This is a genomic window from Ralstonia sp. 24A2, assembly GCF_051783885.1.
In the GTDB taxonomy this organism is placed as follows: domain Bacteria; phylum Pseudomonadota; class Gammaproteobacteria; order Burkholderiales; family Burkholderiaceae; genus Ralstonia.
Window position 1 is genome coordinate 165,157 of record NZ_JBPVZD010000002.1, and the last position, 14,504, is coordinate 179,660.

Here is a 14,504-nt window from a genome sequence, read left to right on the forward strand (position 1 = left end):
CGCAAATATGAATCGGCTCTCCGACGTGGTGATCTTTGTGCGGGTGGTGGAGTGCGGCAGCCTGTCCGCAGCGTCCGATGCAATGGGCGTGTCGCGCGGGGTCATCAGCAAGGCGCTGGCGCGGTTGGAGGTACGGCTGGACACACGCCTGCTGCAACGCACGACGCGACGCTTGTCACTCACCGAGGCGGGCGCCGCCTTCTTCGAGAAAAGCCGCGAGGGCCTCGCACTCATGGACGCCGCCGAGCAAGCCGTGACCGCCCTGCGCGACGAGGCGCGCGGCACGCTGCGGGTGTCGGCGCCGGCGTCGTTTGCGGTGACGTTGCTGGCGCCGCTGCTGGGTGTGTTCCAGGCGCGCTACCCCGCTGTGCAGATCGACCTGGACATGAACGACCGCTACGCCGATCTGGTGGCGGGCCGCATCGACGTCGCCATCCGCATCGGCCTGCTGGAGGATTCATCGCTGGTAGCGCGGCGGCTGGCGAATTGCGCGCACGTCATCTACGGCGCACCGTCGTATTTCCGCGAGCGCGGCATTCCGCGGTCACCGGATGATTTGCGCGACCACAACTGTCTCGTCTATGCCAACTACGACGGACCGTACGACTGGGTGTTGACCGACCTAGCCGGCCAACGCCATGTCGCGCATGTGAACGGCTCCATGCTGGCCAACAACAGCCTCGTGCTACGCGAGGCGGCGCGCTCAGGGTTGGGGGTGTCGCTGGGGCCAGCGTATCTGGTGCGCGAAGACGTCGCCGCTGGCCGGCTGCAGGTGGTGCTGACGGACTACACCGCACGTGAGGTGCCGCTGCACGCCGTATTCACGCAGCGTGTGCACTTGTTGCCGAAGGTGCGCGCGTTTGTTGATTTCCTGGGCGACCACCTGACACGCACCGGTGTCATGGGGCCGCTGCCCGCTGCGGCGGCTTAGGCTTGCTCGCGGCACTTCTCCAGCACGTCGAGCAGCGCCTGGCCGTAGCGGTCGAGCTTGGCCATGCCGATGCCCGGCAGCTCGCCCAGTGCGTCGCGCGAGTCGGGATCGGTCTCGGCAATGCGGGCGAGCGTGCTGTCGTGGAAGATCACATAGGCCGGCACGCTGTGTTCGCGCGCCGTCTGAGCACGCCAGACACGCAACGCCTGCCAGCGCGCCTGCGCCTCGTCGGAGAGGTCGGCGGCCGGATCGGCGCGGCGCTCCTTCTTGGCCGACGATGACGACGCACCGCGAACCTTCTCGGCCTGACGACGCAGGATCACCGACTGCGCGCCCTTGAGTACGGGGCGTGCGGCGTCGGTCAGGATCAGCGCGCCATGGCCACCGTGGTCGACGGCGAACAAACCCTGCGCGACCAATTGGCGGAACACGCTACGCCACGCCACTTCGGACAGTTCTGCACCGATGCCGAAGGTGGAGAGCGTCTCGTGATGCCACTGCTTGATGCGCTCGGTGGCGTTGCCGCGCAGGATGTCGATGAGCTGCCCGGCACCAAAGCTCACGCGGCTGGCCTGCTGCACGCGGTAGGCGCAGGACAGCGCCATCTGCGCTTCGCGCGTGGCATCCCAGGTTTGCGGCGGTGTCAGGCAGGTATCGCAGTTGCCGCACGGCTGGCTGCTCTCGCCAAAGTAAGCAAGCAACGCCACACGCCGGCAGCTCGCGGCTTCGCACAGGCCCAGCAGTGCATCGAGCTTGGCAGTCGACACACGCTTGTGCACGTCGTCCGCCTCGGACTCATCGATCATGCGGCGCTGCTGCACCACGTCGGCCAGGCCGTAGGCCATCCACGCGTTGGCGGGCATGCCGTCGCGGCCGGCGCGGCCGGTCTCCTGGTAGTAGCCCTCCAAGCTCTTGGGCAAATCCAAATGCGCGACGAAGCGCACGTCCGGCTTGTCGATGCCCATGCCGAAGGCGATGGTCGCCACCATCACCACGCCCTCCTCCTTGCGGAAGATGGCCTGATGGCGGGCACGGATCTCCGAATCCATCCCCGCGTGATACGGCAGCGCGCGGATGCCCTGTTCGGCCAGCCACTGCGCCGTCTCTTCCACCTTCTTGCGCGACAGGCAGTAGACGATGCCGGCGTCGCACGACTCGCCATCCATGTGCTCGGCGCGAATGAAGCGCAGCAGTTGCTGGCGCGCGCTGTCCTTCTCGACGATGGTGTAGCGGATGTTCGGGCGGTCGAAGCTGGAGAGGAAGACGCGTGAACCCGTCAGCGCGAGCCGTTCGACGATCTCATCACGCGTGACCGCATCGGCCGTGGCCGTGAGTGCGATGCGCGGCACGTGCGGGAAGCGCTCGTGCAGCACGGAGAGCTGGATGTACTCCGGCCGGAAGTCGTGCCCCCATTGCGACACGCAATGCGCCTCGTCGATGGCGAACAGGCCGATGCGCGAGCGCTCCAGCAAGTCGAGAAAGCGCGGCGTCATCAGCCGCTCGGGCGCCACGTAGACAAGGTCCAGACGCCCCGCCGCCAAATCGCGCTCGACCTGTGCGGCCTCGGCGCCCGTCAGCGCGGAGTTTAGGTAGGCGGCACGCACGCCGGCTTCTTCCAGCGCCGCAACCTGGTCCTGCATCAAAGCAATCAGCGGCGAAACGACAATGCCCGCCCCCTGCCCGCGCCGGTGCCGCACAAGTGCCGGGATCTGGTAGCACAGGGATTTGCCGCCGCCGGTAGGCATCAGCACCAGACAATCGCCACCATCGGCCACGTGGGTGACGATCTCCGCCTGCGGGCCGCGGAAGGCGTTGTAGCCGAACACATCGTGCAGCACGGCGTGCGTGGCGGCAGCGGTGTCTTCGGGCAGCGCCTGCAGCGCGTGGTTGATGGCGGGAGAGTCGTACATCGGGACGGCGGGTGCGCGCGGTGTCACGCGCGCGGGCTGGGCGAAACCGCTATTGTGACAAACCCCGTCCGTCGATGGTCAATCAGGGGAATCGGATTGTGGTCAGAGCCGACTTTCAGACCTTGCGCGCGACAATGCGGTGAATCGTCCGGCCCGACGACCGGCTGACGGCCGCCTCGTTGAAAACCATGTCGGTGCCGGCCAGTGCTTCGTATACGGGTGCTGCCTCGAAGGCGGTGAACAGCCGGCCACGACCATCGCGCTGGTCGGCGTCGGGCGTCACGCGCCAGCTCAGGTACAACGTGCCGCCGGGGCGCAGCAGCGACACCAGCCGCCGCACCGCTGCACCGATCTGCTCGGGCGGCAGATGCATGATGACGGTCTCGCAGACAACGTTATCGAACGCGCCGTCGGCAATGCCCACCAGTTCCGGCAACGGCGCCCGCCGGAACGACAGCCCTGGATACTGCGAACGCGCCGCCTCCAGCAGCCCCGCCGAAGCGTCGTAACCGACAGCCGGATAGCCATTGGCGTTGAGCCAGGCCACCTCGCGCCCAGCGCCGCAACCGATGTCCGCCGTGGCTCCTCCCGCCTTGAACTCGCGCCGGAACAACGCGTACATGTCTTCCGGCACAGGCTGCTCGCGCCACTCCTGCGCGAAGGTCTCGGCAAGGGTGTCGTAGGCGGCAACGGTCTGCGTGTCCATGGCGGTGGGCTCCTGAGCCTCGGTTCCTATTTCATCGTGAAACTACGTAACAGCGTCAGGTCGCCGGCCTTGCGCATCGGTACGACAAAGGTCTGCTGGCGCTCGGACGGCGTGTTCTCGTCGGTGATGACGGTGACGGTGGCGGTGGTGATGGCGCTGCGGTCATTGCCGCTACCGTAGTAGTTCACGTAGACGAGGTACGTGCCGGGCGGGGGGGCCGGGTTCGAATAGATCTCGGGGCCGTAGCCGGTGGTGACGTCCACGTCGAGTGCGCCGCCGTTCTCGACCACGCGGTTGCCATACCAGGCGTGCTGGCCGTCGGGCGAGATGACGTGCAGGTCGAGGTCGGTGCCGTCGGTGTCCCACGACAGCACCACGCGCAGGCGCGGGCGCTGCTTGCCAGCGTAGCTGTCATAGAACTGCACGCGCTTGGCATCGCCGCGCGCGCTGCGCACTTCGACGCTGTTGCTGCCGGCGCCGAATGCGTACGGGCGCGAGAACGTGCCGTCCGCCTCGATACGCTGCGGCATCGCCACGCCGTTGACGATCAGCGTACCGACCGACGAGCCGTCTGCCCCGCGACGGCGGCGCGGCTTGTTCTCGTCCGTGGGTGCCGCGGCCTTGGGCTGGTTGCGGATGCGCCCGGCAATCATCGAGGCGGTGCCCTGCCCTTGCGGCGTCGAGACCGACACGGCTGGGTAGTGCACGTCCTGCGTGTAGCGCGAATCGTCGCCGGCCGAGTTGCGCCAGCCGCCCTGCGGCGCGGTGATCTCGATATTGCCGGTATCGGTTTGCGCAAATGCAGCACCCGAGCCCCCGAGCGTGGCGAGTACGACGGCGAATGCGAGGCGGAATGTGGAAGGCATCATGAGCATCAGAAGCGGATCGATTTCATCAACGCCAGCTCGCCGATCTTGCGCAGCGGCACGGTGACGAACTCGCGCCGCTCGTTGGGCGTGTTCTCGTTATAGATCAGCGTCAGTTGCGCGGTGATGAGATCGCGGTCGTGCGCCTTTTCATCAAAGTTGTAGCCACCGGCGTTGAAGTTGCCCCAGTAGTTCACGTAGAACAGCCAGACGCCAGGGCGTGGCGCGGCGGTGGAAAAGATCTCGGGGCCGGCGCCGTCAACGCTGTCCACGTCGAGCCCGCCGCCATCGGACAGCAGCGGCTGCGCCCAGAACGCGTGATCGCCAATCGGCGAGATGACGTGCATGTCGACCTCGGCGCGCGGGTCGTCCCAGGTGAGGATGGCGCGCAGCTTGGCCGACGTCTTGGTGGTATCGGCCTCGTAGAACTGCAGGCGCTGGCGCGACTGGCCGTCGGGGCTGACGATCTCCACGCTGTTCGAGCCCGGGCCAAACGCCCAGGGGCGCGCGAAGCGGCCTTCGCTATCGCCATAGAGCGGCATGGCGTTGCCGTTGACGATCAGCACTGGCGGGCGGCGTTGCTTGCCCGCGGCACGAATGCGTCCGGCGATAAGCGTGCGGTATTTCTGAGCACCGCGATCGACCGGCGGTTTCGGGTATGCGGCGGTGTACTGCTCCAGCTCGTTGGTCAGCTTGCTGTTGCGCCAGCCGCCGATCGGGCCTTCCAGATCGGCCACCGGCTCTGCCAGTGCCGAAGCCGCCAGCAGCAACGCAGCGGCCCCCAGCCCCAAGCGCGTCATCCCACTCTTCACAGCAAACCCTCCCCTCGGATCAGGCGGCGCGCCGTCGCCTCAACAAACTGTTCGTCCTGTCCGAGCGGATGGTGCGCAAAGGCCAGGTGCAGATATTCGTGCGCCAGCGCGATACGGTCCTCCTCGCTGGCGAGCCGATGGATGTAGAGCCGGTTGCGGCGCGCATCAGCGTACGGGCGGCCTTCGTGCACCACGCACACGGCGGGCAACGGTGGCGTCTCGTAGCCGGGTTCAGCGCCCAGGCGGGCGGACCAGCGCGGCGTCTGCGCCTGCAGCCACTGCTGCGCACCCGCCACCGGCGAGCAATCGCCCGCCACCGGACTCTGGAACGACGTGAGCGTTGCCCGCGGCCACCACTGCGCGAGGATGCCGTCAAACCCCTGGCCACGCTGGGCGGCAGCGCGCGCGGCGGTCCAGCTCATCTGGCCGCGCGCGCTGATCGTGCCGTGGTATTGCACGGACTGGCCGACCAGCACCAGCGCATCGGTAAATTCCGCCGCGTTGCGGGCGGCAGCCGCCGGCGGGCGCGGCAGCACGCGCTGCGTGCGCGAGCTGTCGGCGATGCGGTAGCAGCCCTTGTCGCGCGAGGCGTGCTGCACGAGGTAGCTGCGTGCGGCCACCGCCAGGGCGCGAGCGGCCTGCGGCTCGGCCAGTGTGCCTTCGCGCTCCACGACGCGCGCCACGTAGTCGTTCATGCCGAGCCGGCCGGTGATGACGGGCGCGTTGTTCTCGCGCGCGAGCGTCAGCTCGCCGCGACTCTCGATCGGCAGCGTGTTGCCGTTGACGAAGCGCACGATGTAGCGGCCTTCCAGACGGCCGGGGCCGACAGGCTTTCCGTCAGCATCGCGCACCTCTCGCAGGGGATAGCGTGTGAAGAAATCAACCGCCACGCAGGCATCGTCATCGGGCACGGGCGTCTGCTCGATCAGCGGTGTGAGGCGCGGTGCGGCGGCAGCCAGCACCTGATTGCTGGAGCCCGCGCCACCCAACCACACGGGTGTTCCGTCGGCCAGCCAGCCGGCCGCGCCGCCGATCGACGCCCCGGAGCGCTGCGGGTCAGGCATCGTCCATGTCTTAGCGCGCAGCAAGCCGCCGAAGTACGACACGGTGCCCTCACCTCGCCCCACGGTCAGCACGGAAACGAGCGTTTGCGCAGCCGTCTCTCGCCCATCGGCGGGAACACTGTGCAATGCAGTCAGTAGATCGGAGACAGGCACGCGACGCGCTGGCTGCATGGCACGCAGGTCGCGCAGCCACGCTGGGGCGTTAGCTTGCTGCCAGAACCGACGCCAGTCGGCGCTATCGAGGCCCAGTCGCGCCGGCTCGAAATAGCGGCCGCAGGATTGAATGAGCGCGCGCTCGCGGTCGATGCTCTGGCCGGCCGTGCAGCAGTAGACCTCTTCAGCATCGTTGCCGTGGCACGTGTAGTCGGGCGTGTTGATGCGACGCGAGACGAGGTAGCTGTAAACGAAGAGCTTCCAGACACTGCCGAGCGGCGTTTCAGTGTCGCGCGGCAACGCGGTGGCCGGCGGCATGCCGGTAGACGGATCGGCGCTGAATTGCCAGAGCTTGGCTTCATCGCCTTGCAAGACTGCAAATCGTAACTGCGGCAACGGCGCAGCGGCAGGTACGGCAACCGCGTGCCCGACAGGCGCGAGTGCGCCGCCAGCCCAGATCAGGCCGGTCAGCACACTGCGCGCAAGCAGGCCAGAGCGCATGGCCGCCTCACTCCACCTTGTACGGATAGCTGGCCGTGTTGCCGTCACCCTGCAACGCCTTGGCTTCCGGCTGGTACATGCGGAAGTAACGCACCGGCGGCAGCGCAAAGCGACCCGGCAGCGAGAAGCGCACGAGTTGGCGCAGCACAGTAGGACGCTCCAGCGCGGGCACCGGCTGGTTGTACGAGAGCTGCCCCATCTCGTAGGCCGCCTTGCGCTCGAACGCCTGCGGGCCGTTGCCTTCGTTCGGCTCGCCCTTCAGGCCGTCGATCTGGATGCCCCAGGTGGTGGCTTCCACCTCGGCGCCCGGCGGCAGCGGCACTTCGACCAGGCCGTAGCGGTACATACCCTGGCGCGGCGTTAGCACGATCTCGTCGACGTAGAGCGCGTTGCTGTCAAGCGTGTCGCCCGGCTTGACCGGCTTGGCCGTGAAGGCGATACCGTTGCTGTTGGCGTCCGCCGCCGGCTGCTTGGGCGCCTTCGGGTCGGCCTTGGCCGGCGTGGAGTCGATCGGCTCCAGGCGGTACAGCTTGCGCTCCACGGTGATCGGCAGCTTCGACGCTTCCGGCGCGCGGCTGCGGTACGACACGATGGCCGATTGCGTGGTCACGTCAGACGGTGCGGTCGTCAGGTCCAGCGCGGCGGGCACCTGGGCCCCCGTCCAGCGCCACGTCGGTACGCCCACCGGCGAGCGCGTCGCCTGCCAGCCACCGGCCGACACTGCCGGCTGGATGGCAGCAACGCTCGCGCCTTGTAGACCGCCCAGCCCCTTCTGCAGCCAGACCAGCGCGATGGCGCGGTCCATCGTCGGCATGGCGGCACTGGCGCGGGCCAGCAGCGGTGCCGGGTCGGCAGCCGATCGGCCACCACCCATCAGCAGCAGGCTTTGCACCAGCGGCGAGGTATCTGCCGCCAGCGCACTGCGCGCCGCGATGTCTGCGGAGACCAGCGCTTCCGGCACCGGTTGACCGACCTGACGCATCAGCTGCGCGGTCAGCACCGTTGCGACCTGGCGGCCGCGCGTGGAATCCGGCGCGACGAAGATGAGGCTGTCGCTCGCAGCGGGCTCGGCGTCGGCCTGAGCCTTGGCGTTGCGGGCAAGCTCGTTGGCCACGCCCGACAGCGGCGTTGCTACCGGCAGCCCCATCTCGTTGGCAAACCACAGCGCCAGCGCACGGTGCAGCAGCGGCTCGTTCTGGCTGGTGCGCTTGTAGGCTTCGAGCACCTGCTTCCAGTTGTCCGCCGGCAGGCTGATACCGACCGAGCGGCTGGCCAGCCAATCCGCGTAGTACGCATACGACGTGATCAGCGCGCTGCTGGTGGTCAGTTCGCCCCACCAGCCGAACGTACCGTTGGTGCCTGCCAGCAATGCCAGACGCTGACGCTGCGTGCGCAACAACGCGTCGACGCCCTGCGTACCGGCCGGACCGCCATCGCCCAGACGCGTGCCGGTGGCAGCCAGGCTCTGCTGCGCGAGGGCCAGCGGAATCAGGCGGCTGGCGGTCTGCTCGGCGCAACCGTACGGGTACTCGATCAGGTCGTCCGCCACGCGGGCGAACTGGCTGGCCGTGTTGCCGACCACGCGCAGACGCACGTCGCGCGCATCGGCGGGCAGGCCCAACGGCAGGCGCGTGCCTTGCAGCTGCGTGAGCGGGACGACGTTTTCACGGTCCGCCAGCCAGCCGGTGGCATCCAGCTTGAGCGTGGTCTGCAGGCGGTCCGATACGGCATCGCCCTGCTTGAGCTCGGCATTGATGACGCCCGCCTGCAGTGCCATCACCGGCGCGCGCAGGTAGTTGGCGCCGCGCTTGAGCGTCACGCGCTGGTTGATGTTCAGGCCGGCGCCCGAGACGATCCAGTCGGCGGTGATGTCCTTCTCGGTCTGGTTGAAGGCGACCATGTCCAGGCGCGGCTGATCGCTCTCGCGGAAGCGCTGCGGGCCGGTCCACTTCAGATACAGCGGCTTGTCGGAGCGGATGCTCGCGGTGCGCTGGCCGACGATGCCGTCCGAGGCGCCGGTGGTCGACACGGCGCGCACCGTGATGCGCCAGCGTGCCAGCGAGTCCGGCATCTTGAAGGTCATACGCGCGCGGCCATCCGCATCGGTCTGCAGGTTGGCAACCCACGCAGCGGTGTCCTGCTCGTCGCGACGCGGGCGCTCCAGCACCTTCACGCCGCGCTCGTTATGGCGGCCGTAGGTGCCACCCGGCTTGCCCGGCAGCGAGGCGAGCGCCAGGTCGTAGCTGATGAAGCTCTGACTGGACGTGGTACGCACGCTGTTGCGGCGCGGGTGGTAGAAGAAGTCGACGATGCTGGGGGCCACTTCCGGCTGCAGCACGTAGATCATCTCATCGACCACCGACACGGTCAGGTTGGCCTGCGCCGGCTTGCCCGCCAGCGCGCTGGTCAGGTCCAGCGTGACCGTCTCGCCCGGCGCATAGACGGCCTTGTCGGCGCGCACGGTCAGGTCCAGCGTCGGCTGCGTGACGACGATACCGGCGTTCTGGAACACCATGTCGCCGTCGCGCACGTACAGCACCGAGAACGTCATGTTCGGCGCGAAGTCGGGGCCGATCTTGATGCGCGCGCGGTACTGCGTGGGCGTGACCTTCTTCAGGCTGAGCCAGTCGCCTGGGCTGGAGAGCAGCCCGTGGCGCTCGACCTTGTCGCGCTCCAGCGTGAGCAGCGCGTCATCCACTGGCAGCGGGAAGGTGATCAGTGCCTCGGCCGTATCACCGATCTGGTAACGATCGCGGTCGAACACCATCTCGATATTGCCCGGTACGGTCTGCACGCCGTCACCGGCCACCCAGTGGCTGGCGGCTGCGAGCAAGTTGCCGGCCGCATCACGCACCGACAGCGTGTACGAACCCGGCTGGTCAAACTTGACCGGGAAGGTGGCATTGCCCTTGGCATCCGGAGCCACCGTGCCTTCGGTGCGGGCGCGCGTTTCCAGGCGCACGAGGTCCCACTTGGCGGGAGGCGCTGAGGCGCCACTGGCACCACCCGCCACTGGCATCGGCGTCAGGTTGAACGACACGTCCTGCCCCGGTGTCGTGAAATTCGACGTGGTCGACAGCTTGTACGGCGTGGCGCCACGCGCGATCAGCAGTTCGCGCGTGACCTTCACACGGTAGGCCGCACCATCGTTGGCGAACACGGTCACCACGTAGCGGCTCGGTTCCTTAGCAGCGGGCAACTCCAGCTTGGCATTGCCATCGCCGTCGGTGGTCAGCTCCTGCTGCTCCAGCTTGACGGGGAACAGGCCGGCGTAACGCAGCTCGCCCTCCACCATCGTCACCTGCTGCGCGCGCAGGCTGACCGACACCTTGCCGTTCTTGACCGGCTTGCCGTCCGGATAGCGCAGGCTGATCTTGCCCTTGACCGCTTCGCCCGTACCATAGCTGGCCTTGTCCAGCGACAGGTTCACGTCAAAGTGCGGCTTGATGTATTCAGCCACGCGGAAGGCGCCGCCGTAGGTGCCGCCGTTGTAGTCGAAGCGCAGCGAGTAGCCGCCGGCCGGGGCGTTGGACGGCAGCATGAAGCGCGCATCGGCACCGGTCTCGCCGGCCAGGCGCGTGGTGGACGTCGCCACCGGTGCGCCGTTCGGGTCGAGCACCTGCAGCTTGATATCGCCCGCAGCGGGCACGGTCGACTCGGTGGCGTTCTTGAAGTTGCGGCCGATGAACTTGACGCGCACTTCATCGCCCGGGCGATACAGCGGGCGATCGGTAAAGGCGTACAGCTTGGTGTTGTAGATCTCGCTGTCGTAATAGAAATTCTCTGAGATGAACACGCCGCCCGCGCGGTCGTTGCCGATCACGTAGCTGCGTTCCGGCGAGACGTGGCGCAAATCAGCCGTGCCGTCGCTATCGGTGGTGCCGGAAGCGAGCACGCCGACGCCGTCGGTCCAGCTCACAGACGATCCGCTCACCGGCTTGCCGCTCTTGCGCTCGGCCGTCCACACCATCATCCCTTGCGAGGTGCCCTTGGTGACGGCCACGGTGTCCGAGACGAACAGCAGCGTGTGCGCACGGTACGCACCAATCACGGCTTCCACAATGTACAAACCCGCCGGCAACTTGCCCACCGGAATCATCACGTTGCCGGCGTTCTGCGGCATCCACTCGCTGCTGCTGCCTTCGAGCTTCACGTCCTTGGGCGGCGCGATCGGCTTGGCATCCCAGATCGGGTAGCGGAAGCGGCCGAGCAGTTCATAGCCCTTGAGCGGCGCGTACTGCGGGTTGTTCGAGAAGCGTGTGGGCGCGATCATCTGGTCGCCCATGCTGAACTGCGGCGCGGTCTCCACGGCCTTGCTGCGCGTGGCGAACGACAGCACGCGCTGCCAGGCACGGCGGGCCTGGCGCGTCCAGTTATCCCACAGATACGCCAGCGTGTTGGCCAGGCCTTCGCCCGTGTAGTTGGCCTTGACGTCAATGCGGTGCAGGTTCTTCTGCGCCTTCAAAAATTCAAGCGGCTGCGGCACGCGGTAGACGAGGATGTCTGCGCCGCCGTAGCGGGAGAGTTCGTCCTTGTACTCACGCCCCGGTGCTTCCAGGCGGACCATCGCTTCCTGGTCGGTGCCGTAGCTGGCGTCCGAGAGCAGGAAGAACGGCTGACCCTTGAACGGCTCGTAGCCGCTGGGGGGCGCATCGGCGAAGGTGGGGTTCGGCTTTTCTGGCGCGTCGGCCGCATGCGCAGGGCCGACCAAGGCCAGCACTGTCAGGCAGACGACGGCAACGAGATTGAACGACATGAATGACCATCCGCGGTTGCGCATGAATTTTTCTACCGTGTCAAAAAGGCCAGACGAAACACGCCGATGAAGTTGGGGTTGCCGCTCTGCGGCTGCCAGCGCGAGTCTTTCCATTGCATCAATTCAGAGACCGGGACCGCGCGCAGGCCGTTGTCGGTGCGGGTGACGGTGCCGGTGTGGTAAGCGATGTAGCGATCCATCCAGATCATCAGATGCTGGTCGTCGCCTTGATCGAAGAAGAGCAGATCGCCGGGGAGCGCTTGATTCACGTCCTTGGCAATGAAGCGGCTGTTCTGCTGGATCAGCCCGAGCGCAGAGACATACGCGCCGGTGCTGCCGTCAATGCGTGCCCACCGCTGCGTAAGCGTGCGCTGGACGGGCGTGAGGTTCAGCTCGGGCGGCAGTTGCCGTGCGGATTCCGCGTCGCGCATGCCGTTGGCGCGCAGCCATCGTGCATCGTGCGTGCGCAGCGCCTCACCGGCGGCAAAGCGGACGAGACCGGCGCAGTCGCGGTGCGTCCAGCGCGGCGTCGGGCCCTGGCGGAGCTGCTCGTTGATGATGCGCACGAACCACGCGCGGAACACGCTGGATTGATCCGGCGTGAGCGCGTCGGGGTCTGCCGGTGCGGCATCTGCCCAGCCCGACAGCGCATGCGCGGCCGGAGCGAGCAGGCAGCCGCCGGCCACCGCCAGCCAGCGGCGGCGGCTCAGCACGGCGGCCGAAGCGCGCGGTGTCATTGCGTGCTGGTGTTGTCAGCGGGAACGGGAGCGGCTGCCTCGGTAGCCGGCGCCTCGGCAGGCGCGGCGGATGCAGCGGGCGCGGCAGGCGCCTCAGCCGTATCGGCCGGCGCAGGCGACCCGTCGCCACCGGCGGGCAAACCGCGCCCGCTCGACAGCCACGTCACCGGCACCCAGCCACGCGACGACGGCACGCCGCCATCGAGCGCCAGCGACACCGGCGCATAGCGCGACAGCGCCTTGAGTTTCGGGAATAGGTGCGTCTGCGCGGCGTTCAGGAACACGGCTTCCTGGTCGGCGGGCAGCGCGGCACCGGCTTCGCGGCGGACGAGCGGCGCAAGCGATGCGGGCGTCATCGTCAGCACGATGCGCTCGGTCTTGTCCTTCGGCAGGCTGTCAGCCACCGCCGGGAAGCGCTTGGCAAGCACGGCCAGCGCATCGTCGACGAGGCGCGCATCGGGCGAGAACACCACCACGTCACCCGCAATCGCCAGCGTGACCGGGAAGTAACGCTCCCACGACAGCTGCGCACCAAACGGTGCCTCAGCTGATTTCGCGGTGCCGTAGCGCGCGCTCACCGGGCGCTGCCACAGCGTGGCGTTGGCCGGGCCCTGGCGCGTCGTCACCGGCAGGCGCTTGTACGGGCCGGACTTGTCATCGGCCTGCGCCTTGGATTCATACGAGCCGATGATCTGACCGAACAGCGCAGCCAGCGCCGGCTTGACCGCCTCCGTCTGCGAGGCCGACGACAGCTTCGCCACGAACAGTGGCGCCACCAGCGACGACTTGCCATACCAGCACGCAGCAGCCGGGCCGGCAAACGCGTCGCCAACATGGGCCGCGGCTTCGCTGACGTCTTTGGCATCGCCCGCCACAGAGCGCAGCAGTGCACCGGCGGCCTTCCAATCAACGGGCAGTGTGGCGCAGGCGGCCGGATCGGACGGCAGCGCACGCCACAGGCCGGCGTTGTCCCACTTGCCGCTCAGGCGGCTCGGGTCGATGAGCGCTGCGCTCTGCCAGCCGTTGCCCGACGCCCCAGAGCCAAAATCGAAGCGCAGTGCCTCGATACCCGGGAAGTACTGCTGATAGCCGAACGACAGATAGTTGGCGCTCACCACGATGTGGTGGCCCGTCGGCTCCTGCACAGGCAGCGCGTAGGCCGTGCCCTGCACGTTGCGCTTGCCGGCGTCGTCCGACAGCAGCGCTGCCAGCGCGCTTGCCTGCTTGGAGATCGGCTTGCCGTCCTTGTCCAGCAGAATGCCCGGCTCGGACAGCGCGATCAGCCGGTCGCCCTTGCTGGCGATCAGGATCGAGCGCGTGGCCGAAAGCCGCAACGCATAGACCGGCGCGCCGGAATCACCCAGCGCATCAGCCACCTTGGTGAGTTGCGTGTCGCTCGTGGCCACGGTGGCGACGGCTTCCAGCGCCTTCGCCAAGCCGTTGCGCTGCATGGAGAGCACCCAGTAGCGCAGCTTGTCGTCCGGGCCGCGCCACAGCATCACGCGGGCGGGCTCGTCAAACACGTGCTTGAGCACCGTCTCGGCCAGGTCGAGCTTCTGCTCGTAAGCGAGGCGGCGCAGCGCACCGGCCACCGAGAGGCGGTCTTCGTTGCCCTCGTAGTAGGCGACGAAATCTTCGGTCAGCACATCGCGCAGCAGCGGCACACGCAGCACGTCGCGCGGCAGTTGCGACAGGCTCTGGCTGTCGATCAGGGCGTCGGGATAGGTCAGGTCGAGTTGGACCTGGCGGGCGTGCAGCGCGCGCGTGCGGCTAAACGGGTGCCAGACCATCTGCACCACCGCCGCGCCGGCAACGACCAGGGCGACCGCGCCAACGGCGATCTGCTTGCGTGTGAGCTTCATGGAGGAATCTGCGGCAAGACTGGAGAGGGCCGGCGGCTTGTAAAAAGTGCCGGTCTATAACCGCGAGATCATAGCCGTTGCGATGTTAAGGCAGGTTAACGTTTCGAGAAAATCAGAACTCTCCCATGCCGATGTTGTCGTGCGTCTGCACGCGGCGCGCAGGCAAAAAAAAGCCCGGCACCCCACAAGGGGGCCGGGCTTTTGAT

Annotated in this window: 9 protein-coding genes; 1 reads left to right on the forward strand and 8 read right to left on the reverse strand. The window is 67.6% G+C overall.

Annotation, left to right across the window (positions count from 1 at the left end):
• Positions 1-7: 7 nt before the first annotated feature.
• Entirely contained in the window at positions 8-931 is a 924-nt protein-coding gene (locus ACS13N_RS05620; protein ID WP_438930749.1) for a LysR family transcriptional regulator, read from the forward strand.
• Here the strand turns inward: ACS13N_RS05620 and recQ are convergent.
• From recQ to ACS13N_RS05660, 8 genes are all read right to left on the reverse strand, one after another.
• On the reverse strand, positions 928-2,841 hold the full coding sequence (recQ, locus tag ACS13N_RS05625; RefSeq protein ID WP_438930750.1) for a DNA helicase RecQ: 1,914 nt from the start codon (positions 2,839-2,841) through the stop codon (positions 928-930). The genes ACS13N_RS05620 and recQ overlap by 4 nt on opposite strands.
• 115 nt (positions 2,842-2,956) lie before the next feature.
• Positions 2,957-3,547 (reverse strand): class I SAM-dependent methyltransferase, encoded by a 591-nt coding sequence (locus ACS13N_RS05630; protein WP_438930751.1) that lies wholly within the window; start codon positions 3,545-3,547, stop codon positions 2,957-2,959.
• 26 nt (positions 3,548-3,573) lie between these two features.
• Positions 3,574-4,416 carry a YfaP family protein gene (locus tag ACS13N_RS05635; protein ID WP_438930752.1) on the reverse strand — a complete coding sequence of 281 codons (843 nt, stop codon included), beginning with the start codon at positions 4,414-4,416 and terminating at the stop codon, positions 3,574-3,576.
• A gap of 5 nt (positions 4,417-4,421) precedes the next feature.
• On the reverse strand, positions 4,422-5,213 hold the full coding sequence (locus tag ACS13N_RS05640; RefSeq protein WP_438930753.1) for a YfaP family protein: 792 nt from the start codon (positions 5,211-5,213) through the stop codon (positions 4,422-4,424).
• Between the two features lie 8 nt (positions 5,214-5,221).
• Positions 5,222-6,943, reverse strand: coding sequence for a DUF2300 domain-containing protein (locus tag ACS13N_RS05645; protein ID WP_438930754.1), 1,722 nt, complete (start codon positions 6,941-6,943; stop codon positions 5,222-5,224).
• Positions 6,944-6,950: 7 nt separating this feature from the next.
• Positions 6,951-11,699, reverse strand: a complete 4,749-nt coding sequence (locus tag ACS13N_RS05650) for an alpha-2-macroglobulin family protein (protein ID WP_438930755.1) — start codon at positions 11,697-11,699, stop codon at positions 6,951-6,953.
• A gap of 32 nt (positions 11,700-11,731) precedes the next feature.
• Complete coding sequence (locus ACS13N_RS05655) at positions 11,732-12,436, reverse strand: DUF1175 domain-containing protein (RefSeq protein WP_438930756.1); 705 nt, start codon at positions 12,434-12,436, stop codon at positions 11,732-11,734.
• Positions 12,433-14,298 (reverse strand): DUF2138 domain-containing protein, encoded by a 1,866-nt coding sequence (locus ACS13N_RS05660; RefSeq protein ID WP_438930757.1) that lies wholly within the window; start codon positions 14,296-14,298, stop codon positions 12,433-12,435. The genes ACS13N_RS05655 and ACS13N_RS05660 overlap by 4 nt, the downstream gene beginning before the upstream one ends.
• Positions 14,299-14,504: the final 206 nt, after the last annotated feature.